Here is a 635-nt window from a genome sequence, read left to right on the forward strand (position 1 = left end):
TGAAGCAAATGATTTTGTCCGATACTGTCAATAATTATGTGTAAACACTCAAGTAGAGTTGAAGAATATTAATCAAATAAGCTTTCAAGTGTGTCAGCACATTGGCCAAACCCTTTATGGATGCGTTGACTTTGCTTGAAATTATAATCTTCAAACAAAGTAACTAAGTAACGTTCCAGAGCCTCCTCGTTAGGAAAAAGAACCTTCTTTTTCGTTTGACGTTTGATTTCTTTGTTAAGAGACTCAATGAGGTTTGTCGAATAAATGCTGTGCCAAATCTGGTAGGGAAACTGATAAAAAGTTAAAAGATTATCCGTATTCTCCAGACTTTCCATGACTTTCCTATACTTTGGTTTCCATTCGGCGATAAAGTTCTCTAAAGCTTGCACTGCCATTTCTAAATTTTCAGCACGATAAATCGTTTTAAATTGCTCCAGAATAACCGCTCTATCTGCTCGTTTCACTTTACTAGCTAGATTTCGACTAATATGAATTAAGCAACGTTGTTGTTTAGCTAATGGGTAAGCCTGACTGATAATCTGTTCAAGCCCCTTGAAGCCATCGGTCACTACAAGAGAAACCTGTTGGATTCCTTGGTTTTGAAGCTTGTCTAACAGGGTGGACCAAGAAGCATT

The 635-nt window shown here is 37.3% G+C and carries 1 pseudogene; it reads right to left on the minus strand.

Going from position 1 to position 635, the window contains the following annotated elements:
* Nucleotides 1–68: 68 nt before the first annotated feature.
* Nucleotides 69–635: pseudogene (locus FDW96_RS15120) on the minus strand (IS256-like element IS905 family transposase); the annotation flags it as partial.

Origin of the sequence: Citrobacter sp. TBCS-15 (assembly GCF_005280815.1) — a bacterium.
Classification (GTDB): Bacteria; Pseudomonadota; Gammaproteobacteria; order Enterobacterales; family Enterobacteriaceae; genus Citrobacter; species Citrobacter werkmanii.